Source organism: Enterobacter cloacae complex sp. 2022EL-00981, assembly GCF_028737495.1.
Taxonomy (GTDB): Bacteria; Pseudomonadota; Gammaproteobacteria; order Enterobacterales; family Enterobacteriaceae; genus Enterobacter; species Enterobacter cloacae.
Map to the genome: position 1 here is coordinate 58,910 of NZ_JAQZRK010000025.1, position 22,557 is coordinate 81,466.

Here is a 22,557-nt window from a genome sequence, read left to right on the forward strand (position 1 = left end):
GCCTTCATCGTAGACGGCGTTCTTAATTTGTGCGACGACGTATTAACGCCACGCCAGCGCCCGTCAGTGCGCCTACAATCCCCCACATGATCATCAGGAATGCACGACGCGGACTATCGCGTTTTACAGGTTCTTCAGGCGTTCGCAAATAACGATAGGTCTGAAAACGCGGGTCCAGCGTTGGACCAACATTCAGGGTGGTGAGCATGGCGCGGTTTTGATCGTAGTCGAGGTCAAAATCAGGGCCAACGGCCTGCAGGTTTTCCAGACGAGCCTGCAGCATTGGACGACCAAGCAGGAACATTTCAGAATCAGGCAGTTCATCCGCCGGAACGTCCGTTTCGCTGCGAGAAATATTGTGCTGTTCCGCAATTTTGAGTGCCTGTTCAATGTTATGAACACGGCGGGAGAATATGGCTTTAGCCACCTCTTCCTGACGTTTTACCTGCGCTTTCATCTGGATGGTACGGGCCGCCCAGGCGCCTTTGAGTTCTTCATTAAGATGACTTGCGGCGCGCTGGCTGGCAAAAGCGACATACTGGCGCAACAGGTTATTGGCATCCGGCGCCGTCTCTGCAATCAGTTTGACGCTGTCATTAACATTACGCAGCGCATCGCCCGGCATAAACTGAATGTTGTTAATCAGGTCATCCAGTAGCGCGGCATCGGCTTTGCTGTTGCCCACCATGCGTTGCTTGTAATAATCCGTCTGGCTCCAGAAATCACGACGCGTGTCCCAGGAGGCCAGTTGCATGACAAACTCTTTATACGCCTCATCCATAACGGAAGCCTGATCGGGCGTCGCCAGATTCGCCTTGATATCCAGGTTGCGCAGGAACTGCTGCTGGGAATAAAACCCGCCGAGCATGTTAACCGTTGGTCTGTCTGTAATTGCCGTGGCGCTCCACTCCTGCTTTGCAAAGAAAGTGTAGGCCAGCGCTAACAGTGCGAACCCCAGCGCGATCCCCGCAATCCAAAGTTTGCCTGCCCATAACACGCGAAACAAACCCCGAATATCCAGTTCATTCTCAGTTACCACTGATTTCGCTCCCGCCAACGGTTGAGTCATCATAGTCCCGGTTTTACTTAGTTAATGTTGTGTTTTTGTCATTGTTACGACGCATCCTGCGTTTCAGACGTTTAATGAATCGCGCCACTTTCCATGCGCGCTTAATGCAGTAGCCGTACAGGAAAAATGCTAGCAAGAATAATACCAACATTACCCATTCAGGAATGAAATGAGCATATTCTGCGGCAACGCCAATCGCGGCCAGAATAGCGGCGGCAAGGGTAATCAGGACAAACGCCTGACGGGAAGTAAAGCCCGCACGCATGATGAGATGATGAATATGCTGGCGATCGGGAGAGAAAGGACTCATCCCTTTACGCAGACGGCGATACATAATCGCCACCATATCCATTAACGGAATGGCGATAATCCACAGCGCGGTTACCGGGCTAATCGGGTGAGTTTTACCCTGCGTAGTTTCGAGCAAAATCCAGATAACGGTAAAACCGATTAGCGTACTGCCGGCGTCACCCATAAAGACTTTATAGCGACGCCCCAGCGCACCGAGATTAAGGAGAATATAAGGCAGGATGGCGGCAATCATGGCAAAACACCACATTGACAGGCTGTACTGACCATCAAACCAGAGAATGATGCCGATTGCGGCAAACGAAACCGATGACAATCCGCCAAGCAGACCGTCAATACCATCCACCATGTTGAAAGCGTTAATCGCCGCCCAGACAGCAAAAAGCGTCAGGAAGAAGCCAAATGGACCCAGGACTAATTCCCATGGGCCAAAGACATAGCCGAGGCTTCTCAGGTAAAGTCCGCCGACGACCATCATTATCACGCCAATCGCCGCCTGAACGGTGGCGCGGATTTTCACCGCGATATCGAATCGGTCATCCAGTGCCCCGACAAGGACCAGGACACCCGCACAGGCAAGATAGAGTGCTGCGTGTGGAATATAATAATCCGCAATGCCAAATGTGAAACAAATGCCAGCGTAAACAGAAATCCCTCCAACCAGAGGAATAAGTCCCTGATGACGTTTACGGAAATTGGGCTTATCCACCAACCCTATTCTTTTTGCCACCTTACGCGCGATGAACAAAAAACAGGTTGTGAATAAAAAAATACTGATCAGCTCAGTAACGGCGGTGAGTAGATTCACAATGGATTGCTCTCAACAAATGTTAGTCCCGGAAGTATAACCATGAAGCCTCCGCCTCAGAAGTATTAAAGGTGGCTTCTTACAACTCCCTCTGTATATTTTTCAATCAATTATTTCTTTGACTGTACAAACGGTCCTATTGTCGCACCGACCGGTCAAAATTGGGAGTGTGTGGTAATAGCGTATAGTCCATAAAAGAAAAACGCCACGTAAAAACGTGGCGTTCACTGGCTTTATTTGCGTTACGAGCGCTTCATCATGTCGAAGAAATCGTCGTTGGTTTTGGTCATCGCCAGTTTGTTAATGAGGAATTCCATTGCGTCGATTTCACCCATTGGGTGGATAATTTTGCGCAGGATCCACATTTTCTGCAGCTCTTCCTGAGTGGTGAGCAGCTCTTCCTTACGGGTACCGGAACGGTTGTAGTCGATAGCCGGGAAGACACGTTTTTCTGCAATCTTACGAGAGAGGTGCAGTTCCATGTTACCTGTCCCTTTAAACTCTTCGTAGATCACTTCGTCCATTTTAGAGCCGGTATCGATAAGAGCCGTCGCGATGATGGTCAGGCTACCGCCCTCTTCCACATTACGTGCAGCACCGAAGAAGCGCTTCGGACGATGCAGGGCGTTGGCATCCACACCACCGGTCAGTACTTTACCGGAAGCCGGAACCACGGTGTTGTAGGCACGCGCCAGACGGGTGATGGAGTCGAGCAGAATGATAACGTCTTTCTTGTGCTCAACCAGGCGTTTCGCCTTCTCAATAACCATTTCCGCAACCTGAACGTGACGGGATGCCGGTTCGTCAAAGGTCGACGCCACAACTTCACCTTTCACCAGACGCTGCATCTCGGTCACTTCTTCCGGACGTTCATCAATCAGCAGTACCATCAGCACACAGTCAGGGTGGTTGTAGGCAATGCTCTGCGCGATGTTCTGCAGCAGCATGGTTTTACCCGCTTTTGGCGGTGCCACAATCAGACCACGTTGACCACGACCAATTGGCGAAGCCAGATCCAGCACGCGCGCGGTTAAGTCTTCGGTAGAACCGTTACCACGCTCCATACGCAGACGAGAGTTCGCATGCAGCGGCGTTAAGTTCTCGAAGAGGATCTTATTACGCGAGTTTTCCGGTTTGTCGTAGTTAACTTCGTTAACTTTCAACAGCGCAAAGTAGCGTTCACCCTCTTTTGGAGGACGAATCTTACCTGAAATGGTGTCACCAGTGCGGAGGTTGAAACGGCGGATTTGGCTGGGGGATACGTAGATGTCGTCAGGGCCGGCGAGGTAGGAGCTGTCTGCAGAGCGGAGGAAACCAAATCCGTCTTGCAATATCTCCAGCACACCGTCGCCAAAGATATCTTCGCCACTCTTAGCGTGCTGCTTCAGGATGGCGAAAATGATGTCCTGCTTGCGCATACGAGCCTGGTTTTCCAGTCCCATATTTTCGCCGAGAGTGATCAGCTCAGAAACCGGCGTATTCTTTAATTCGGTAAGATTCATAATGGTGTGGGTTCTTAAACTCGGGGTGATTCTCGAACTTAATGTTGTGAATGGTATGGCAGGGTCATCCATGCCTGTTTAGCGGCCATCAACTCATGTCTGTTCGCTGTCTGGTCACAGGGAAAGAACGCAGATCTGAAACGACAAGACGGATTGAGTGACAAGCCCGGAATTTAGCCACTTCACGCACTGTTTAAGTTAACAACGGGAAGTTTCGGGTAAAACAAGATTCAAACAACAAGATATGTTTAAAACGAAGTCATAGCTAACTTAGCACGACTTAAGCCGGGCGTCCAGAGTTGCACATCATTTTGGCCTCTGGACGCGCAGCGGAGAAACCTTACGCCAGGTTAGCGTCGAGGAACTCTTTCAGTTGACCTTTGGACAGTGCGCCCACTTTGGTCGCCGCCACTTCGCCGTTTTTAAACAGCAGCAGGGTCGGGATGCCACGGATGCCGTATTTTGGCGCGGTACCCGGGTTCTGGTCGATGTTCAGCTTGGCAACGGTCAGTTTGCCCTGATATTCGTCAGCGATCTCATCCAGAATCGGGGCGATCATTTTGCAAGGACCACACCATTCAGCCCAGAAATCGACGAGGGTCAGCCCGTCAGCCTTAAGTACGTCCGTGTCAAAACTGTCGTCAGTCAGGTGAATAATTTTATCGCTCATATATAACTCCACAGGAATAAGCCTGGTGCGTTGGTTTCGCCTTCATCAACGACGTGTTGATGTCGCATTAACCAACTAAAGGTTGACTTTATTTCACCGGATACGCTTTCGTAAAGCAATAGTAAGCTGATATTCTACCACACTATGAGCAAAACACATTTAACAGAACAGAAGTTTTCCGACTTCGCCCTGCACCCAAAAGTGATTGAAGCCCTTGAAAATAAAGGGTTTCATAACTGCACGCCCATTCAGGCTCTCGCCCTGCCGCTGACGCTGGCCGGTCGTGACGTAGCAGGGCAGGCGCAAACCGGTACTGGCAAAACGATGGCGTTTTTAACGTCAACGTTTCATTATTTACTTTCTCATCCAGCGATTGCAGACCGCAAAGTTAACCAGCCGCGCGCGCTTATCATGGCTCCGACGCGAGAACTGGCGGTACAGATCCACGCAGACGCTGAACCTCTGACGCAGGCGACCGGCCTGAAGATTGGCCTGGCTTACGGCGGCGATGGCTACGATAAGCAGCTGAAAGTGCTGGAAAGCGGCGTGGATATCCTGATCGGTACCACTGGCCGTCTTATCGATTATGCAAAACAGAATCACATTAACCTCGGCGCAATCCAGGTTGTGGTGCTGGATGAAGCCGACCGCATGTACGATCTGGGCTTTATCAAAGACATCCGCTGGCTGTTCCGTCGCATGCCTCCGGCGAACCAGCGTCTGAACATGCTGTTCTCCGCTACCCTTTCTTATCGCGTACGCGAGCTGGCGTTCGAGCAGATGAACAACGCCGAATATGTGGAAGTGGAGCCGGAGCAGAAAACAGGTCACCGCATTAAAGAAGAGCTCTTCTATCCTTCCAATGAAGAGAAAATGCGTCTGCTGCAAACGCTGATCGAAGAAGAGTGGCCAGATCGCGCCATTATCTTCGCGAACACCAAACACCGCTGTGAAGATATCTGGGGCCATCTGGCTGCAGATGGTCACCGTGTGGGTCTGCTGACCGGCGATGTGGCACAGAAAAAACGCCTGCGTATTCTCGACGAATTTACCCGTGGCGATCTCGATATCCTGGTCGCAACCGACGTGGCCGCGCGTGGTCTGCACATTCCCGCCGTCACGCACGTCTTCAACTATGACCTGCCGGATGACTGCGAAGACTACGTACACCGCATTGGTCGTACCGGTCGTGCAGGCGCAAGCGGTCACTCCATTAGCCTTGCGTGTGAAGAATATGCGCTGAATCTTCCGGCGATTGAGGCCTACATTGGTCACTCTATTCCACAGAGTAAATACAATCCGGATGCGCTGTTAAGCGAACTGCCGCCGCCTAAGCGCCTTACCCGCGCCCGCTCCGGCAATGGCCCGCGTCGTTCTGGCGCACCGCGTAATCGTCGTCGTTCAGGTTAAGAAAATATGCTCAGCTCCACCTCGCTTTATGCGGCAATTGATCTCGGTTCGAATAGTTTTCATATGCTGGTTGTGCGCGAGGTGGCGGGAAGCATACAAACGCTGACGCGCATTAAGCGCAAGGTCCGCCTCGCGGCGGGCCTGAGCAGCGATAATTATCTCTCTCCCGAAGCCATGGAACGTGGCTGGCAGTGTCTACGTCTCTTTGCCGAACGCCTGCAGGATATTCCCCATTCGCAAATTACCGTTGTCGCCACCGCGACGCTGCGCCTGGCAGTCAATGCCGTGGATTTTATTGCCAAAGCGCAGGAAATTCTCGGGTGCCCGGTTCAGGTTATCAGCGGTGAAGAAGAAGCACGTCTGATCTATCAGGGTGTTGCGCACACGACGGGCGGCGACGATCGCCGTCTGGTCGTCGATATCGGGGGTGCCAGCACCGAGCTCGTCACCGGCACGGGCGCGCAGGCGACTTCACTGTTCAGCCTGTCGATGGGCTGTGTGACCTGGCTTGAGCGCTACTTTGCCGATCGAAATCTGGGTAAAGAGAACTTCGACGAAGCTGAAAATGCTGCCCGCGAGGTGTTACGTCCGGTAATGGACGAACTGCGCTATCACGGCTGGAAAGTTTGCGTGGGTGCGTCAGGTACCGTGCAGGCGTTGCAGGAAATCATGATGGCCCAGGGGATGGACGAGCGGATCACGCTTACCAAGCTCCAGCAGTTAAAACAGCGCGCGATTCAATGTGGTCGCCTGGAAGAGCTGGAAATAGAAGGCCTGACGCTGGAACGTGCGCTGGTCTTCCCAAGCGGCCTGGCCATTTTGATCGCCATTTTTACCGAGCTGAACATCCAGTGTATGACGCTGGCCGGTGGTGCGCTGCGTGAAGGTCTGGTCTACGGAATGCTGCATCTTTCGGTTGATCAGGACATCCGCACCCGAACCCTGCGTAACGTACAGCGTCGCTTTATTGTCGATACCGATCAAGCGCAACGGGTAGCTCAGCTGGCATCACTGTTTGCCGATCAGGTAAAAAACAGCTGGGATATCGACCCGTTGAGCCGCGATCTGCTGCTAAGTGCCTGCGCGCTGCATGAAATTGGGCTGAGCGTCGAGTATAAGCAGGCGCCGCTGCACGCAGCCTGGCTGGTGCGTAATCTCGATCTGCCGGGCTACACGCCGGCACAAAAGAAGCTGCTGGCAACGTTACTGTTGAACCAGACCAACGCCGTTGACCTCTCCTCGTTACATCAGCAAAACGCCGTGCCGCCGCGCGTGGCCGAGCATCTGTGCCGCCTGCTGCGTCTGGCAATTCTGTTTGCCAGCCGACGTCGCGATGATTTGCTGCCCAATATTCATCTGGTGGCGGATGACGAAAGACTGTCTCTGACGCTGCCGGAAAACTGGATTGATAATCACCCGCTTGGGGCAGAGATGATTGAGCAGGAGTGCCAGTGGCAGAGCTATGTCCACTGGGCACTTGAAGTGAAGTAATACGCTGTGCATTGCCGGGCGGCGGCTTCGCCTGACCCGGCCTGCAAATTCTTATCCCTTCTCTTTGGCTTTAGCCAGCATGGCGCGTATGTTGGCGACGTTAGCCTGACCTTTGTGCATTCGTTCTTCAGCGGTAATCACCTTGCGCTCCTGCTCCCAGATCAGGTCATCCTGCGGCAACTCCAGCAGGAAACGGCTCGGCTCAGGGCGAACCAGTTCCCCATACTGACGGCGCTCTTTACACAGCGTAAATGTTAATTCTTTCTGCGCGCGGGTAATGCCCACGTAGGCCAGACGACGCTCTTCATCGACGTTATCTTCATCAATGCTGCTCTGGTGCGGCAGTAAGCCCTCTTCCATGCCGACCAGGTAAACATACGGAAACTCCAGCCCTTTAGACGCATGCAGCGTCATCAGTTGAACCTGATCGGCTTCCTCTTCGCTCTCACCGCGCTCCATCATGTCGCGCAGCGTAAAGCGGGTAACGACCTGGGTCAGGGTCATTGGCTCGTCGATTTCTGAGCCTTCCAGCATTTCCGTCATCCAGCTGAATAGCTGGTTAACGTTTTTCATCCGCATCTCTGCCGCCTTCGGGCTGGCAGAGGTTTCATACAGCCAGGACTCGTAGTCGATGCCGTGGATCAGATCGCGAACGGCGGCAACCGGTTCGCGCTCCGCCAGACGCTGGACTTCGCCAAGCCAGTGGGTAAAGCGGGTTAAGGAATCATAACCGCGCCCAGTTAACGTCTGACTCAGCCCCATATCGAAGCTGGCGGTAAACAGGCTTTTGTTGCGCGTCATCGCCCATTCACCGAGCTTTTGCAGCGTCGCCGGGCCGATTTCACGTTTCGGCGTGTTCACGATACGCAGAAAGGCGCTGTCGTCATCCGGGTTGGTGAGTACACGCAGATAGGCCAGCAGATCTTTGATTTCAGGGCGCGAGAAGAAGGAGGTTCCGCCGGAAATTTTGTACGGGATGCGGTTCTGCATCAACATCTTTTCAAAGACGCGCGACTGGTGGTTGCCGCGATACAGGATCGCGTAATCTTTATATTCCGTTTTATTGACGAAGTGGTGCGCAATCAGCTCGCCCGTCACGCGCTCCGCTTCATGCTCTTCATTATTGGCACTGAGCACTTTGAGCTCCGTGCCATAGCCAAGTTCCGAGAAAAGGCGTTTTTCGAAGACGTGCGGGTTATTGGCAATCAGGATATTTGCCGCTTTCAGGATGCGCCCGGAGGAGCGGTAGTTCTGTTCCAGCTTGATCACCTGCAGCGCCGGAAAATCTTTGCTCAGCAGCACCAGGTTTTGTGGACGCGCACCGCGCCAGGAGTAGATTGACTGGTCATCATCGCCTACCACGGTGAAACGCGCACGCTGTCCCACCAGCAGCTTCACCAGCTCATACTGACTGGTGTTGGTGTCCTGGTATTCATCCACCAGCAGATAGCGGATCTTATTCTGCCAGCGTTCACGCACCTCTTCATTACGCTGCAGGAGCAGCGTGGGCAGCAGGATCAGATCGTCAAAATCCAGCACGTTACACGCTTTCATATGTGCATCGTACAGACCGTAGCAGTGAGCGAAGATCCGATCCCGCTCACCTTTGGCGCTTGCCGCCGCCTGAGCGGGGGTCATCAGATCGTTTTTCCAGTTGGAGATCGTCGAGATCAGCTGCTGCAACAGCACTTTGTCATCTTCGATCAGCCCCTCGGTAAGCTCTTTAAGCAATGCCACCTGATCGGTGTCGTCGAAGAGCGAGAAGTTAGACTTCATCCCCAGCGCCGCGTATTCGCGTTTGATGATATCCAGCCCCAGCGTGTGGAACGTGGAGATCATCAGACCTCGCGCCTCTTTACGCCCCAGCGTCTGGCCGACACGCTCTTTCATTTCGCGCGCCGCTTTGTTGGTAAAGGTCACCGCAGCGATATGCCGGGCCTGATAGCCGCAGCCGCGGATCAGGTGGGCGATTTTGTTCGTGATCACACGCGTTTTGCCGGAGCCAGCCCCCGCCAGCACCAGACACGGTCCGGTGACAAATTCGACAGCTTGTTGTTGTCCGGGGTTTAAACGCATAAATGATCACTCAATGAAAGTCAGGAGGGGAGAATAACAGCGTGGTAGTATAGCGAGCCTAATCCATACCACTCAAGGCACGATCATGGCAAAAACAGCAGCAGCACTGCATATCCTTGTTAAAGAAGAGAAACTGGCTCTGGATCTTCTGGAACAGCTCAAAAACGGCGCCGACTTCGGCAAGCTGGCTAAGAAGCACTCCATTTGCCCGTCAGGCAAACGCGGCGGTGACTTAGGTGAATTCCGTCAGGGTCAGATGGTTCCGGCGTTCGACAAAGTGGTCTTCTCCTGCCCGGTACTGGAGCCGACTGGCCCACTGCATACGCAGTTCGGCTATCACGTGATCAAGGTCCTCTATCGCAAATAAAAAGCCGGGTAGCGGCTGCGCCTTACCCGGCCTACGTCTTAGCGTTTTGTAGGTCGGGTAAGCGAAGCGTCACCCGACAAGGTTGTTAACCCGCTACCGCGATACGTTTCATATCGGTCATGTAGCCACGCAGTTTGTGACCTACTTTCTCGATCTGGTGGCTGCGAATCGCTTCGTTCACATCGCGCAGTTGTGCGTTGTCTACCGCACCTTCCGCAATGGCTTTGCCCAGATCGCCCGGTTGCAGAGTGGTCATGAACTCTTTCAGCAGCGGTACGCATGCATAAGAGAACAGGTAGTTGCCGTACTCAGCGGTATCGGAGATAACCACGTTCATTTCGTACAGACGCTTACGGGCGATGGTGTTCGCGATCAGCGGCAGCTCGTGCAGAGATTCGTAGTACGCAGACTCTTCGATGATGCCGGAATCCACCATGGTTTCGAACGCCAGCTCAACACCTGCTTTTACCATCGCGATCATCAGTACGCCTTTGTCGAAGTACTCTTGCTCGCCGATTTTACCTTCATACTGTGGCGCAGTTTCGAACGCGGTCTTACCGGTCTCTTCACGCCAGGTCAGCAGTTTCTTATCATCATTCGCCCAGTCAGCCATCATGCCGGAAGAGAACTCGCCGGAGATAATGTCGTCCATATGTTTCTGGAACAGCGGCGCCATAATGGTTTTCAGCTGTTCGGACAGCGCGAAAGCACGCAGTTTCGCCGGGTTGGACAAACGATCCATCATCAGCGTGATACCGCCCTGCTTCAGCGCTTCGGTGATGGTTTCCCAGCCGAACTGAATCAGTTTTTCTGCGTATGCCGGGTCGGTACCCTCTTCCACCAGCTTATCGAAGCACAGCAGTGAACCGGCCTGCAGCATGCCGCACAGAATGGTCTGCTCGCCCATCAGGTCAGATTTCACTTCAGCCACGAAGGAAGATTCCAGAACACCCGCACGGTGGCCACCTGTAGCCGCTGCCCATGCTTTCGCGATCGCCATCCCTTCGCCTTTCGGATCGTTTTCCGGGTGAACCGCGATCAGCGTCGGCACGCCGAAGCCACGCTTGTACTCTTCACGGACTTCTGTACCCGGACACTTCGGAGCCACCATCACTACGGTGATGTCTTTACGGATCTGCTCGCCCACTTCAACGATGTTGAAGCCGTGAGAGTAACCCAGCGCCGCGCCGTCTTTCATCAGCGGCTGAACGGAGCGCACAACATCAGAGTGCTGTTTGTCTGGCGTCAGGTTAACAACCAGATCCGCCTGCGGGATCAACTCTTCGTAGGTACCCACTTTGAAGCCGTTTTCGGTCGCTTTACGCCAGGAAGCGCGTTTTTCAGCAATTGCTTCTTTGCGCAGGGCGTAAGAGATATCCAGCCCGGAGTCACGCATGTTCAGGCCCTGGTTCAGACCCTGCGCGCCACAGCCGACGATGACCACTTTTTTACCCTGAAGGTAGCTCGCGCCATCAGCAAATTCATCGCGCGCCATGAAGCGGCATTTGCCCAGCTGCGCCAGCTGCTGGCGCAAGTTCAGTGTATTAAAGTAGTTAGCCATGGGTGATACCTCGTGATGTTGTGTGTCTTATTGTTCGGTTCGCGTTTCAGCGAGAATGTACCCACATTACAACAGGAAATTTATTGCGGAAATTGATATATTCACAACGTCACGTTGCAATATCTGCAATGTAAAAAGGGGGAGTGGAATCCGTGGATTTACGCGATCTGAAAATGTTCCTGCATCTGGCAGAAAGCCGCCATTTTGGCCGTAGCGCCCGGGCTATGCACGTCAGCCCGTCCACGCTTTCGCGCCAGATCCAGCGCCTTGAAGAGGACCTCGGCCAGCCGCTGTTTGTGCGGGATAATCGCACCGTTACCCTCACGGAAGCGGGCGAAGAGCTGCGGGTCTTTGCTCAGCAGACGTTGCTGCAGTATCAGCAGCTACGACACGCCATCGATCAGAAAGGGCCGTCTTTATCCGGCGAGCTGCATATTTTCTGTTCCGTAACGGCCGCCTATAGCCATCTTCCCCCTATCCTTGACCGTTTCCGCGCGGAGCATCCCTCGGTTGAAATTAAGCTCACCACCGGCGATGCCGCCGATGCCATGGAAAAAGTCGTCACAGGCGAAGCCGATCTGGCCATTGCCGGGAAGCCCGAAACCCTGCCGGGCGCGGTGGCGTTCTCCATGCTGGAGAATCTGGCGGTGGTGCTGATCGCACCGGCGCTACCCTGCCCGGTGCGTAATCAGGTGTCGGTGGAAAAGCCGGACTGGTCATCGGTGCCGTTTATCATGGCCGATCAGGGTCCGGTGCGACGCCGTATCGAACTCTGGTTCCGTCGTCAGAAAATCAGTAATCCGTCGATTTACGCGACGGTGGGTGGACACGAGGCGATGGTCTCGATGGTGGCGCTTGGCTGCGGCTTGGCGCTGCTGCCGGAGGTGGTGCTGGAAAACAGCCCGGAACCGGTGCGCAATCGCGTGATGATTCTGGAGCGCAGCGACGAAAAGACACCGTTTGAGCTTGGCGTGTGTGCACAAAAAAAGCGGCTGCATGAGCCGCTTATTGATGCGTTCTGGAAGATATTGCCGAACCATTAAAGTCGGGTGGCGCTACGCTTACCCGACCTATACGCAGACCCCCCCTTAGCCCGCGAGGAAGAAGCGGAACGCCGGGTTGTGCGTTTCATCATGGCACTCATAGCCCAGCTCATTCAGACGCGTTTCGAAATCCGGCTCGTGCTCGGCCAGTTCAAACGCGGCCAGCACGCGGCCATAGTCGGTGCCGTGGCTGCGGTAGTGGAACAGGGAGATGTTCCAGTGCGTGCCCAGCGTATGCAGGAACTTCAGCAACGCGCCCGGGGATTCCGGGAACTCAAAGCTGTAGAGACGTTCCTTAAGCGGCTTCGACGGACGACCGCCGACCATATAACGTACGTGCAGTTTCGCCATCTCATCGTCAGAGAGATCGACCACGCTGTAGCCGCCTTCGTGCAGCAGGTTGAGGATCTCTTTGCGCTCTTCCAGACCGCGGCTTAAACGCACGCCGACAAAAATACAGGCGTCTTTCGCATCGGCAAAACGGTAGTTGAACTCCGTTACCGAACGGCCGCCAAGCAGCTGACAGAACTTCAGGAAGCTGCCCTTCTCTTCCGGAATGGTCACCGCCAGCAGGGCCTCACGCTGCTCACCCAGCTCGCAGCGTTCAGAAACGTAACGCAGACCATGGAAGTTGACGTTAGCGCCCGAGAGCACGTGCGCCAGGCGCTCGCCGCGAATGTTGTGCTGGGCAATATATTTTTTCATTCCAGCCAATGCCAGCGCACCGGACGGTTCCGCTACCGCACGCACATCCTCGAAGAGATCTTTCATCGCCGCACAGATCGCATCGCTGTCGACGGTGACGATGTCGTCAAGATACTCCTGGCACAGACGGAAGGTTTCGTCGCCAATACGTTTTACCGCCACGCCTTCGGCAAATAGCCCAACGCGCGGAAGATCGACCGGATGACCCGCATCCATCGCGGCCTTCAGGCAGGCTGAATCTTCCGCTTCCACGGCAATCACTTTGATCTGCGGCATCAGCTGTTTGATCAGCACCGCAACGCCTGCGGCTAAGCCACCGCCGCCCACCGGAACAAAAACGCGGTCAAGATGGGCATCCTGCTGCAGCAGTTCCAGCGCCAGGGTACCTTGTCCTGCAATCACCATCGGATGGTCGAACGGCGGTACCCAGGTAAAGCCCTGCTGCTGCGCCAGCTCGATCGCTTTGGCTTTTGCTTCGTCAAAGTTAGCGCCGTGGAGCAGCACTTCGCCGCCGAAGCCACGCACCGCATCCACTTTGATATCCGCCGTGGCAACCGGCATCACGATCAGCGCTTTCAACCCCAAACGGGCAGACGAGAACGCCACACCCTGCGCGTGGTTGCCCGCCGACGCGGTAATCACGCCGCGTGCTTTTTGCTCGTCGGTCAACCCGGCCATCATCGCGTAGGCCCCGCGCAGCTTGAAGCTGTGCACCGGCTGACGGTCTTCGCGCTTCACCAGAATCACGTTGTCGAGGCGCGAAGAGAGTTTTTCCATTTTCTGCAGCGGGGTGACCTGCACCGCTTCATAGACCGGCGCGCGTAGCACTGCCCGGAGATATTCCGCCCCCTCAGGGGCGGCGGATAAGGGTTGTGACTCGGCCATCATTAGCCCCCAAGTTTCGATTTATCGCGTACCGCGCCTTTGTCTGCACTGGTCGCAAGGCTCGCGTAAGCGCGCAGGGCGAAGGAGACTTCACGCTGGCGGTCCTTCGGCGTCCAGGCTTTATCGCCGCGCGCTTCCTGTGCTTCACGACGAGCCGCGATCTCCTGATCGCTCAGCTTGAGCTGGATCCCGCGATTCGGAATGTCGATTTCAATCAGGTCACCGTCTTCGATGATCGCAATGTTGCCGCCACTCGCTGCTTCCGGTGATACGTGGCCGATGGAGAGACCGGACGTACCGCCCGAGAAACGTCCGTCGGTGATCAACGCACAGGCTTTACCGAGGCCCATCGATTTCAGGAAGGTGGTTGGGTAGAGCATCTCCTGCATGCCTGGACCGCCTTTCGGCCCTTCGTAACGGATGACCACCACGTCGCCTTCCACAACTTTGCCGCCCAGGATGGCATCTACCGCCTCGTCCTGGCTTTCGTACACTTTGGCCGGGCCGGTGAATTTCAGGATGCTGTCATCCACGCCCGCGGTTTTTACGATGCAGCCGTTTTCCGCAAAGTTGCCGTACAGCACGGCCAGACCGCCGTCTTTACTGTAGGCGTGCTCCAGCGAACGAATGCAGCCTTCGGCGCGGTCATCATCCAGTGTGTCCCAGCGACAATCCTGAGAGAAGGCCTGCGTGGTACGAATACCGGCCGGACCCGCGCGGAACATGTTTTTCACCGCCTCATCCTGAGTCAGCATCACGTCATATTTATCCAGCGTCTGCGGCAACGTCAGACCGAGAACGTTCTTCACATCGCGGTTCAGCAGCCCGGCGCGATCCAGCTCGCCAAGAATACCGATGACGCCACCCGCACGGTGTACGTCTTCCATGTGGTATTTCTGGGTGCTTGGCGCGACTTTACACAGTTGCGGCACTTTGCGGGACAGCTTATCGATATCGCTCATGGTGAAGTCGATTTCCGCTTCCTGCGCCGCAGCCAGCAGGTGCAAAACGGTGTTAGTAGAACCGCCCATGGCGATATCCAGCGTCATGGCATTTTCGAACGCCGCCTTGCTGGCGATGTTGCGCGGCAGCGCGCTGGCATCGTCCTGCTCGTAGTAACGTTTGGTCAGTTCAACAATGCGCTTACCGGCGTTGAGGAACAGCGCTTTACGGTCAGCGTGCGTCGCCAGCAGCGAACCGTTGCCCGGCTGAGAGAGGCCCAGTGCTTCGGTCAGACAGTTCATGGAGTTTGCGGTGAACATCCCGGAACAGGAGCCGCAGGTTGGGCACGCGGAGCGTTCCACCTGGTTGCTCTGCTCGTCAGACACTTTTGGATCCGCGCCCTGGATCATCGCATCGACCAGGTCGAGCTTGATGATTTTGTCAGAAAGCTTGGTCTTGCCCGCTTCCATAGGACCACCGGAGACGAAAATTACCGGAATGTTCAGACGCAGGGAAGCCATCAGCATCCCCGGGGTGATTTTGTCGCAGTTGGAGATACAGACCATGGCGTCCGCACAGTGCGCGTTAACCATGTATTCCACCGAGTCGGCAATCAGCTCGCGCGACGGCAGTGAATAGAGCATGCCCCCGTGCCCCATCGCGATACCGTCATCCACCGCAATGGTGTTGAATTCTTTCGCCACACCGCCCGCAGCTTCAATTTGCTCAGCAACCAGTTTGCCGAGATCGCGCAGGTGCACATGGCCCGGCACAAACTGGGTGAAGGAGTTCACCACGGCGATGATAGGTTTACCGAAATCTGCGTCGGTCATCCCGGTGGCGCGCCACAGTGCGCGGGCACCCGCCATGTTACGGCCGTGGGTGGTGGTGGCGGAACGATACTTAGGCATGCTTTATTTACTCCCGTCTGACTATTAAATGGGACGGTGCGTGCCGTCCCATATTTATGCTTATTGATTAACCTGATCCAACCAGCCGTATTTATCTTCTGTTTCGCCGGTGAAGAGGCCGAAGAAGGCTTGCTGAATACGTTTGGTAACCGGGCCACAGCGGCCTGCGCCCACCTGAATACCGTCTACACTGCGAACCGGCGTGATCTCAGCCGCCGTACCGGACATAAAGACTTCATCGGCCAGATACAGGGATTCGCGGGACAGAACCTGTTCACGCACTTCGATACCCAGATCTTTCGCCAGCTTAATGATGGCGTCACGGGTAATACCCGGCAGGGCTGAAGAGGTAAACGGCGGGGTGAACAGGATACCGTCTTTCACTTCAAACAGGTTCTCACCTGCACCTTCAGAGATATAACCGTTCACGTCCAGCGCGATGCCTTCCTGGTAGCCGTGGCGGCGCGCTTCGCTGCCGACCAACAGTGAGGAGAGGTAGTTACCGCCCGCCTTGGCCGCAGTTGGGATGGTATTAGGCGCCACGCGGTTCCAGGACGAGACCATTGCGTCGATCCCCTGCTCCAGCGCTTCTGCACCCAGGTACGCCCCCCACGGGAACGCAGCAATGATCACGTCAGTGGTGTAACCGGCTGGCGGGTTTACGCCCATGCCCACGTCACCCACGAAGACCAGCGGACGAATATAGGCGCTGGTCAGGTTGTTCTTACGAATCACCTCGCGGCAGGCTTCCATCAGCTCATCAACGCTCTGAGAAACCGGGAAACGATAAATTTTGGCTGAGTCATGCAGACGCTGCATATGTTCACGATGACGGAACACCACTGGCCCTTTGTGAGAGTCGTAGCAACGGATGCCTTCAAACACAGACGTACCGTAGTGCAGCGCATGGGACATCACGTGGACCTTCGCGTCCTCCCAACGAACCATCTCACCATTGAACCAAATGTAATCAGCTTTTTTTGTCGTCATTTTCTCTTCCTGTCACGCTCAGGCGCGGATTTGTTGTGATGTGGTTGTGCTCTGGCAGATGGCAACGTGGGCAACATCCACCAGCTTTGATAATTGACTAAACAGTAAGTCGACCGGGCGCGGGCTGGCAACGGTTAATTCGATACTGATATTTTGGGCGTCAGTGGCCGTCTCCATATTCATAGAGCAAATCTGAAAGCCACGATGACGGACCACGCGCAAAACGCGTTCTAATGTCTCTGGATTGAAGCGAGCCTGAACGGCGACCTGATGTTGCATCATGATAATTTCTCCAGCATTTGTGAGTTACTGGCACCTGGCGGTACCAACGGCCAGACGTTCTCAAGCTCGTCGATTGAGACATGAAGCAGGTAAGGCCCTTCGCTTGACAGCATGGTGTCGAGTGCCGCTTCAACCTGGTCTTTACGGGTGATGTGCTGTCCAGGAATGCCAAAGGCGCTGGCCAGAGTGAGGAAATCGGGGTTATCAGTCAGGGTGGTTTCGCTGTAGCGCTCCTCGAAGAACAGCTGCTGCCACTGGCGCACCATCCCTAAACGCTGGTTATCAAGCAACACGATCTTCAGCGGCAATTGTTTACGCTTAACGGTGCCCAACTCCTGAACGTTCATCATGAAGGAGCCGTCACCGGAGATACAGATGACCGTATCGTTTGGACGGGCAACCTGAGCACCCACCGCGGCAGGCAGGCCGAAGCCCATCGTGCCTAATCCGCTGGAGGTGATGAAGTTTTCCGGGCGGGTGTAGGTCATGTGCTGCGCAGACCACATCTGGTGCTGGCCGACATCGGTCGTCACTACGCTGTCTGCCGGTTTACGGTCAGACAACTGCTTCAACAGCAGCGGCGCATAGATGGCCTCACCCGGATGGTCGTAACGCCAGGCGTGCTCGGCACGCATTTCAGCCGTGTGCTGGCGCCACTCGCCGATATTCAAAGGCTGCTGTAACGCCGGCAGCAGCGTGTTGAGATCGCCCTGCAGCGCAACATGCGCCTGACGCAGTTTGTTCATTTCCGCCGGGTCGATATCCATATGGATAACTTTGGCGTTTGGCGCGAAGGTATTCAGCTTGCCGGTCACGCGATCGTCAAAACGGGCACCGACGGCAATCAGCAAATCACACTCCTGCACCGCCAGGTTTGCCGCTTTGGTGCCGTGCATCCCCAGCATGCCCAGGTAGTATGGGTAGTCAGCATCCACTGCGCCCAACCCTTTCAGCGTGCAGGTGGCAGGCATTTGCGTTACCGCGATAAATTCGCGCAGGGCCGGAACTGCCTGTGCCATGCCAACGCCGCCGCCGACGTACAGCATCGGCTGGGCTGCCTGCGCCAGCATCCGACGCGCCTCTTCGACTTCCGCATGTGGGAACGCGTCGTCACTTTCAACGGTGGAGAAGTGCGGTTCCAGCTCGCCGAGTGCGACCTGAATATCTTTCGGGATATCCACCAGAACCGGGCCAGGACGGCCAGAGCTGGCAATACGGAACGCTTCCGCCATCACGCCTGGCAGTTCTTCGAGGGACTGCACGAGGAAGCTGTGTTTGGTGCAGGCCAGCGACAAGCCGAGCACATCGACTTCCTGGAAGGCATCGGTACCGATGAAGGGTGAGGCCACCTGGCCGGTGATCGCCACCACGGGAACGGAATCGAGCAGCGCGTCAGCCAGACCGGTGATCAGGTTTGTGGCGCCCGGTCCAGACGTTGCCATGCAGACGCCCGTTTTACCGGTGGCACGTGCATAGCCAATGGCCGCCATGGCTGCGCCCTGCTCGTGTCGGCACAAGAGGTGTTCCACGCCGCCGTCATACAGTGCATCGTAAATCGGCATAATTGCGCCTCCCGGATAACCAAAGACGGTTTCGACTCCCTGTGCGCGCAACGCATGTACTACCCACTGTGCCCCATTCATAGTTAGTTCCCCGTCATAAATCGGGAGAAACAGAATTTTGTGCTATTTGTCATTCTCTGCTCCTCGTTTAAGTTTTTTAGTCATAAAAAAACCCCCGGACCTTTCGGTGCGGGGGTCTTAGTTCGTTAAGGCTTGATTTCTAAGCCTTTCCTCGTCCAAGTGCAGCCCCGCACGGTGGGATAATAATCACCACCACGCTAATCACGACCAGGCTAATCACTAGTAGAAGGGCTGTCATTTTCAGTTCTTTGTGCATCTTGTTCGAAGGAATGCCTAAAGAGTTATCACAGTTATCAAACCAAACACAAGATTTATTTATGACGGATTTGATTAGCAGGCAAATCATATTCCTGAAAAGCTTTGTTTTATATAAGGAAATTAGAGAGTGAATATTTTTCATTTTTTTGGCGTGTTTTAGCGCTCTGCAACGTTCCGTCCTTCTCTTTGCGAGATAGCTTCCGAATGAGTGAAATAGTTACACTATGTCGCTAAAAAGCAGGAATGAGCGTCGTAAATCAGCCAACTGACGCTCAACAGGCAAAATCAATACTGACATAGTGACTCACTGAGGAGGTGCTTATGTCACTGTCAGTTGTTTACACGCGTGCGGCGATCGGAGTAAAGGCACCGCTTATTTCTGTGGAGGTTCATCTGAGTAGTGGGCTCCCTGGGCTAACGCTTGTCGGCTTGCCAGAAACCACGGTCAAAGAAGCCAGAGATCGGGTTCGCAGCGCAATTATCAATAGCGGTTATACCTTCCCCGCTAAGAAGATCACGATCAACCTTGCTCCCGCAGATCTGCCCAAGGAAGGCGGACGATACGATTTACCTATCGCTATTGCGCTTCTCGCAGCCTCTGAGCAGCTCAACACAGCGAGGCTAGGCTCGTACGAGTTCATTGGCGAACTGGCGCTTACAGGCGCGTTAAGAGGCGTTCCTGGCGCCATCTCTGGTGCGCTGGAAGCCATTCATGCTGGTCGACAAATTATTGTAGCCAATGAAAATGCCTCAGAAGTGAGCCTGATTGCCGAGAAAGGGTGCCTGGTCGCGGGGCATTTGCAGGAAGTCTGCGCGCACCTTGAAGGCCGACATACGCTCTCCGAGCCAGAGGAAACCGGAGATATCCTGCCTGAAAGCCCGGACGACCTCAGCGATATTATCGGGCAGGAGCAGGGGAAGCGGGCACTGGAGATCACCGCAGCCGGAGGACATAACCTGTTGCTGATTGGCCCGCCGGGAACAGGGAAAACCATGCTGGCGAGCAGACTGAACGGGTTATTGCCACCACTCAATAATCATGAAGCACTTGAAAGCGCAGCGATATTTAGCCTGGTGAGCTCTGCATCATTGCAAAAACAGTGGCGACGACGTCCTTTTCGCTCTCCCCATCACAGTGCCTCCCTGACGGCCATGGTCGGAGGGGGCTCCATTCCGGGGCCGGGAGAGATCTCGCTGGCACACAATGGCATCCTGTTTCTTGATGAACTGCCTGAGTTTGAACGCCGCGTACTGGATGCCCTGCGGGAACCTATCGAATCTGGCGAGATCCATATCTCCCGCACGCGCGCCAAAATAAGCTACCCGGCACAGTTCCAGCTGGTTGCCGCCATGAACCCCAGCCCATCAGGCCATTATCAGGGAAATCATAATCGCTGCACGCCTGAGCAGACGCTGCGCTATCTGGGGAAGCTGTCAGGCCCTTTCCTCGATCGTTTTGATTTATCCCTGGAGATCCCATTACCGCCCCCTGGTTTGCTCAGCCAGACAACGATACGCGGTGAGAGCACAGCGAAGGTTCGCGAACGGGTTATCGCCTCACAGGCCCGACAGTACGCTCGTCAACATAAGCTGAATGCGCGTCTGGATAATGCTGAGATTCGGCAGTTTTGCCATCTTAAGGCTGAGGATGCCTGCTGGCTTGAAGAGACATTGACGCGATTTGGGCTCTCGATCCGTGCATGGCAGCGCCTGCTGAAAGTGGCTCGCACTATTGCCGATGTGAAAGGAGACCCAGAGATTGAAAGACACCATCTGCAGGAAGCGCTGAGCTATCGCGCCATAGATCGGTTGTTGCTGCACATGCAAAAATTACTGGCATAAAAAAAGGAGCCGAAGCTCCTTTTCTCATCAACTTAGTCGTCAGACTCGGTGTAGTCTTCAGCACCTTCCATCTGCGGCTTACCGCCAGACAGCGTATGGAAACGCTTTGGACGCTTGATGCGTGCCATGTACTTGATCCATACACGTTCTGCTTCAGACTGCGGCTCACGCTCACCGCGACAAACAGCAACAAACTGTTTTTCGTCTTCAGTCGCAGGCTCACGTTTACCCAGATCCAGCTCGTTAAAGGCATAACCATGACGCTCAAGCAATTGCGCCTCTTTGATGGTGAAATCGCCGTGACGAGAGAACCCGCGTGGATAATTTTTATTGTCGAAAAAACGATTAGTCGTCGTAAAGCTTTCCGCCATCCTACACGCTCCTAATTCTTTGGCCGAGCTATTTATGGCGCGGAGTATTAGTTACGCTTGACAGAGTGTAAAACAAAACATTTAAATCATAACGACAAATAATTTTGTGGAGAAAGATGTGGATACGGAATTGCTAAAAACTTTCCTTGAAGTGAGCAGGACACGCCACTTCGGGCGAGCAGCTGAAGCCCTCTATCTGACGCAGTCAGCGGTCAGTTTTCGTATTCGACAGCTGGAAAATCAATTGGGTGTGAATCTATTTACCCGTCACCGCAACAATATCCGCTTAACGCCAGCCGGTGAGAAACTGCTCCCGTATGCAGAAACGTTGATGAATACCTGGCAGGCGGCCCGTAAAGAGGTGGCTCATACGTCCAGGCACAATGAGTTCTCGATTGGGGCCAGCGCCTCCCTGTGGGAATGTATGCTCAGTCAGTGGCTTTCGCGGTTATACCATTCGCATGGGCATTTGCAATTCGAGGCCAGAATTGCGCAACGGCAGTCGCTGGTTAAGCAACTTCACGAGCGCCAGCTTGATCTGCTGATCACCACTGAAGCCCCCAAGATGGACGAATTTAGCAGCCAGATTGTTGGGCAGTTTGGTCTGGCTCTGTATGCGTCTGAGCCTGCGATGATGAAGTCCGATCTAACCTATCTGCGGCTTGAATGGGGCCCCGATTTTCAACAGCATGAAACCGGTTTGATCGCCCCTGACGATGTTCCACAGCTAACAACCAGCTCAGCGGAGATCGCCTGCCAACAGCTTTCCTTGCTAAAGGGCTGCACGTGGTTACCCGTTTGCTGGGCAGACAGTAAACCGGGACTCCATACCGTACTGGATTCCACTACGCTTTCCAGGCCGCTGTATGCAATCTGGCTGCAGAACAGCGATAAGCAATCGCAGATAAAAGATCTATTAAAAATCAATATTATGGAATGATTGACCAGCCAGCATAATGACTGGCTGCAGTTTTTGATTAGGAAGGGATTTTGGCCGTGTTGAAGGCAAAAAAAATCCTTTGCCGAAGCAAAGGATTCTATATGGCAGGGGCGGAGAGACTCGAACTCGCGACACCCGGTTTTGGAGACCGGTGCTCTACCAACTGAGCTACGCCCCTAAAGTTTTTGCCATTAAGCCTGCCGATAAGGCAGGCTTAATGTCTTAATAAGTGGCGGAACGGACGGGACTCGAACCCGCGACCCCCTGCGTGACAGGCAGGTATTCTAACCGACTGAACTACCGCTCCACCGAAGACTGCTGTAACCACCGGATTGATGCACCGGCTTACTACTTAATTTGATGCCTGGCAGTTCCCTACTCTCACATGGGGAGACCCCACACTACCATCGGCGCTACGGCGTTTCACTTCTGAGTTCGGCATGGGGTCAGGTGGGACCACCGCGCTAAAGCCGCCAGGCAAA

At 54.6% G+C, this 22,557-nt stretch carries 20 protein-coding genes, 2 tRNA genes and 1 rRNA gene; 6 read left to right on the forward strand and 17 right to left on the reverse strand.

Annotated features, from left to right (window positions below; all coding sequences use genetic code 11):
- Nucleotides 1-22: 22 nt before the first annotated feature.
- The 4 genes from wzzE to trxA form a co-directional block, all read right to left on the reverse strand.
- Nucleotides 23-1,069: an ECA polysaccharide chain length modulation protein gene (gene wzzE, locus PUZ33_RS18880; RefSeq protein ID WP_028028025.1), complete on the reverse strand. Its 1,047-nt coding sequence runs from the start codon at nucleotides 1,067-1,069 to the stop codon at nucleotides 23-25.
- Between the two features lie 13 nt (nucleotides 1,070-1,082).
- Nucleotides 1,083-2,186 (reverse strand): UDP-N-acetylglucosamine--undecaprenyl-phosphate N-acetylglucosaminephosphotransferase, encoded by a 1,104-nt coding sequence (gene wecA, locus PUZ33_RS18885; RefSeq protein WP_014833726.1) that lies wholly within the window; start codon nucleotides 2,184-2,186, stop codon nucleotides 1,083-1,085.
- A 242-nt stretch (nucleotides 2,187-2,428) separates the two neighbouring features.
- Nucleotides 2,429-3,688, reverse strand: a complete 1,260-nt coding sequence (rho, locus tag PUZ33_RS18890; RefSeq protein WP_001054528.1) for a transcription termination factor Rho — start codon at nucleotides 3,686-3,688, stop codon at nucleotides 2,429-2,431.
- Nucleotides 3,689-4,028: 340 nt separating this feature from the next.
- Nucleotides 4,029-4,358 (reverse strand): thioredoxin TrxA, encoded by a 330-nt coding sequence (gene trxA, locus PUZ33_RS18895; protein WP_004386384.1) that lies wholly within the window; start codon nucleotides 4,356-4,358, stop codon nucleotides 4,029-4,031.
- Nucleotides 4,359-4,502: 144 nt separating this feature from the next.
- Between trxA and rhlB the strand changes: the two genes are divergently transcribed.
- The gene (gene rhlB / locus PUZ33_RS18900; RefSeq protein WP_013099279.1) at nucleotides 4,503-5,768 is read left to right on the forward strand and encodes an ATP-dependent RNA helicase RhlB; all 1,266 of its coding nucleotides are present in this window, start codon (nucleotides 4,503-4,505) and stop codon (nucleotides 5,766-5,768) included.
- A gap of 6 nt (nucleotides 5,769-5,774) precedes the next feature.
- Nucleotides 5,775-7,259 (forward strand): guanosine-5'-triphosphate,3'-diphosphate diphosphatase, encoded by a 1,485-nt coding sequence (gppA, locus tag PUZ33_RS18905; protein ID WP_058680751.1) that lies wholly within the window; start codon nucleotides 5,775-5,777, stop codon nucleotides 7,257-7,259.
- A 51-nt stretch (nucleotides 7,260-7,310) separates the two neighbouring features.
- On the opposite strand, the gene rep is transcribed toward gppA, so the two are convergent.
- Nucleotides 7,311-9,335 (reverse strand): DNA helicase Rep, encoded by a 2,025-nt coding sequence (rep, locus tag PUZ33_RS18910; RefSeq protein WP_013099281.1) that lies wholly within the window; start codon nucleotides 9,333-9,335, stop codon nucleotides 7,311-7,313.
- An 85-nt stretch (nucleotides 9,336-9,420) separates the two neighbouring features.
- On the opposite strand from rep, the gene ppiC reads away from it, so the two are divergent.
- Nucleotides 9,421-9,702 (forward strand): peptidylprolyl isomerase PpiC, encoded by a 282-nt coding sequence (ppiC, locus tag PUZ33_RS18915; protein ID WP_013099282.1) that lies wholly within the window; start codon nucleotides 9,421-9,423, stop codon nucleotides 9,700-9,702.
- Between the two features lie 85 nt (nucleotides 9,703-9,787).
- On the opposite strand, the gene ilvC is transcribed toward ppiC, so the two are convergent.
- Entirely contained in the window at nucleotides 9,788-11,263 is a 1,476-nt protein-coding gene (ilvC, locus tag PUZ33_RS18920; RefSeq protein ID WP_013099283.1) for a ketol-acid reductoisomerase, read from the reverse strand.
- A 152-nt stretch (nucleotides 11,264-11,415) separates the two neighbouring features.
- Here ilvC and ilvY point away from each other — a divergent pair, with 152 nt between their 5' ends.
- Nucleotides 11,416-12,306 carry an HTH-type transcriptional activator IlvY gene (gene ilvY / locus PUZ33_RS18925; RefSeq protein ID WP_058680754.1) on the forward strand — a complete coding sequence of 297 codons (891 nt, stop codon included), beginning with the start codon at nucleotides 11,416-11,418 and terminating at the stop codon, nucleotides 12,304-12,306.
- 45 nt (nucleotides 12,307-12,351) lie between these two features.
- Here ilvY and ilvA read toward each other — a convergent pair whose 3' ends face one another.
- From ilvA to ilvL, 7 genes are all read right to left on the reverse strand, one after another.
- Nucleotides 12,352-13,896: a threonine ammonia-lyase, biosynthetic gene (gene ilvA / locus PUZ33_RS18930; protein ID WP_114078612.1), complete on the reverse strand. Its 1,545-nt coding sequence runs from the start codon at nucleotides 13,894-13,896 to the stop codon at nucleotides 12,352-12,354.
- 2 nt (nucleotides 13,897-13,898) lie between these two features.
- On the reverse strand, nucleotides 13,899-15,749 hold the full coding sequence (gene ilvD / locus PUZ33_RS18935; RefSeq protein WP_013099286.1) for a dihydroxy-acid dehydratase: 1,851 nt from the start codon (nucleotides 15,747-15,749) through the stop codon (nucleotides 13,899-13,901).
- Nucleotides 15,750-15,809: 60 nt separating this feature from the next.
- A complete protein-coding gene (ilvE, locus tag PUZ33_RS18940) occupies nucleotides 15,810-16,739 on the reverse strand; it encodes a branched-chain-amino-acid transaminase (protein ID WP_013099287.1) in 930 nt (309 codons plus the stop codon).
- A gap of 18 nt (nucleotides 16,740-16,757) precedes the next feature.
- Nucleotides 16,758-17,021 carry an acetolactate synthase 2 small subunit gene (ilvM, locus tag PUZ33_RS18945; RefSeq protein WP_003860184.1) on the reverse strand — a complete coding sequence of 88 codons (264 nt, stop codon included), beginning with the start codon at nucleotides 17,019-17,021 and terminating at the stop codon, nucleotides 16,758-16,760.
- Nucleotides 17,018-18,664 (reverse strand): acetolactate synthase 2 catalytic subunit, encoded by a 1,647-nt coding sequence (ilvG, locus tag PUZ33_RS18950; protein WP_023620832.1) that lies wholly within the window; start codon nucleotides 18,662-18,664, stop codon nucleotides 17,018-17,020. The genes ilvM and ilvG overlap by 4 nt, the downstream gene beginning before the upstream one ends.
- A gap of 2 nt (nucleotides 18,665-18,666) precedes the next feature.
- Nucleotides 18,667-18,717, reverse strand: coding sequence for a peptide IlvX (gene ilvX, locus PUZ33_RS18955; RefSeq protein ID WP_102046757.1), 51 nt, complete (start codon nucleotides 18,715-18,717; stop codon nucleotides 18,667-18,669).
- 86 nt (nucleotides 18,718-18,803) lie between these two features.
- Nucleotides 18,804-18,902 (reverse strand): ilv operon leader peptide, encoded by a 99-nt coding sequence (gene ilvL / locus PUZ33_RS18960; RefSeq protein WP_023620831.1) that lies wholly within the window; start codon nucleotides 18,900-18,902, stop codon nucleotides 18,804-18,806.
- A 341-nt stretch (nucleotides 18,903-19,243) separates the two neighbouring features.
- Between ilvL and PUZ33_RS18965 the strand changes: the two genes are divergently transcribed.
- On the forward strand, nucleotides 19,244-20,764 hold the full coding sequence (locus tag PUZ33_RS18965; RefSeq protein ID WP_058680753.1) for a YifB family Mg chelatase-like AAA ATPase: 1,521 nt from the start codon (nucleotides 19,244-19,246) through the stop codon (nucleotides 20,762-20,764).
- 32 nt (nucleotides 20,765-20,796) lie between these two features.
- On the opposite strand, the gene PUZ33_RS18970 is transcribed toward PUZ33_RS18965, so the two are convergent.
- Nucleotides 20,797-21,135 (reverse strand): DUF413 domain-containing protein, encoded by a 339-nt coding sequence (locus PUZ33_RS18970; RefSeq protein WP_013099290.1) that lies wholly within the window; start codon nucleotides 21,133-21,135, stop codon nucleotides 20,797-20,799.
- Between the two features lie 118 nt (nucleotides 21,136-21,253).
- Here PUZ33_RS18970 and hdfR point away from each other — a divergent pair, with 118 nt between their 5' ends.
- Complete coding sequence (gene hdfR, locus PUZ33_RS18975) at nucleotides 21,254-22,075, forward strand: HTH-type transcriptional regulator HdfR (protein ID WP_020685959.1); 822 nt, start codon at nucleotides 21,254-21,256, stop codon at nucleotides 22,073-22,075.
- A gap of 102 nt (nucleotides 22,076-22,177) precedes the next feature.
- On the opposite strand, the gene PUZ33_RS18980 is transcribed toward hdfR, so the two are convergent.
- The 3 genes from PUZ33_RS18980 to rrf all read right to left on the reverse strand — a co-directional run bounded on the left by PUZ33_RS18980 (nucleotide 22,178) and on the right by rrf (nucleotide 22,553).
- A tRNA-Trp gene (locus tag PUZ33_RS18980) sits at nucleotides 22,178-22,253 on the reverse strand.
- A 52-nt stretch (nucleotides 22,254-22,305) separates the two neighbouring features.
- A tRNA-Asp gene (locus PUZ33_RS18985) sits at nucleotides 22,306-22,382 on the reverse strand.
- 55 nt (nucleotides 22,383-22,437) lie between these two features.
- Nucleotides 22,438-22,553, reverse strand: a 5S ribosomal RNA gene (gene rrf, locus PUZ33_RS18990).
- Between the last annotated feature and the right edge of the window lie 4 nt (nucleotides 22,554-22,557).